At 32.7% G+C, this 1,174-nt stretch carries 1 protein-coding gene; it reads left to right on the top strand.

What is annotated here, in order from left to right; genetic code table 11:
• The first annotated feature begins 389 nt into the window (after window positions 1-389).
• Window positions 390-827: a secondary thiamine-phosphate synthase enzyme YjbQ gene (locus AFK68_RS00080; protein WP_094670665.1), complete on the top strand. Its 438-nt coding sequence runs from the start codon at window positions 390-392 to the stop codon at window positions 825-827.
• The last annotated feature ends 347 nt before the right edge of the window (window positions 828-1,174 follow it).

Below are 1,174 nucleotides of genomic sequence, written 5' to 3' on the forward strand. Positions count from 1 at the left end.
TATTAAAGGTTAAGGTAGTCCTAAAGATTGAACAATGTTAGTTGGTACATCTATGAAAAAGTAGAGTATTAATACCAATGTCAAAGAAATTTAGTGGTCAGGTATGCAAATATTTATTGATTGATATTAAAGGTTAAGGTGGTCCTAAAGATTGAACGATGTTAGTTGCTACATCCCTTCAATTGTTATAAGGTAGACGAGCAAAATTATTACTTTTTTCCCACTACCAAGGTTAACAAATAGAATATTCATATAATGAGGGATCGATCAAATTATTGGATTGAAATTTAAGACAGCAAAACCTTTTATCCTCTCTACTCTTCTATTTTTTTGCCTATTTCCTCCTGACTCGTTTCATAATTATTTATAACTGTAAATAGGATATTAATATGTTGATTAAAAATGAACTTCTAGAAATAGAAACTGCTCCAGGAATAGAAATATACAATATTACTCCCCAAGTTATTGATGTCTTAACTAAGACTGGCATAAATGATGGTCAGGTAATTGTATTTTCTAGACACACAACTACCGCTTTAGCTATTAACGAAAATGAGGAAAGATTAATTGAAGACCTGAAAGTTTACTTGAGAAAGTTAGCGCCGGAGTCTGACAAGTATCTCCATAATGATTTACATTTGCGAGATGTTCCTCCCGATGAACCAATTAATGCTCATTCTCATCTAATGGCAATGACTCTAAATAATAGTGAAGTAATACCAGTTGTGTCGGGAAAATTGGCTTTAGGAACTTGGCAGTCAGTATTATTTTTTGAATTAGATGGACCTCGAAAAAGAAATTTATTAGTACAAGTTACTGGCAGATAAGATTTGGTGTCTCAGTCTCTTAAAAAGGATTAGGGAAAACCCTTGCTCTTGATTTAGTTTTCCTGCTTTGAAATTGGTATTACTCTCGGACAAGATAGCTGGCAAATTCAAATTTCAGACTGCAAATTTTCTCAAGACAACCTAACAGTAACTTAGGAGTTATCAATTTAGGTAGGTAAATTTTCTTACTCAATATTTGGGTTGAATAATTTTACTAAAAGTGTAGAGACACAGAACTTTATTTCTGGGAAAGATAGTTAGAGGAAAATTAGATAATACTGGCAAGTGCTGATTTCTGAGTCGAGGAGTTTGAGTATATATGAGCGCACCTTTCCCATTATACTTAT

Source organism: Hydrocoleum sp. CS-953 (genome assembly GCF_002260545.1).
GTDB lineage: Bacteria > Cyanobacteriota > Cyanobacteriia > Cyanobacteriales > Microcoleaceae > Trichodesmium.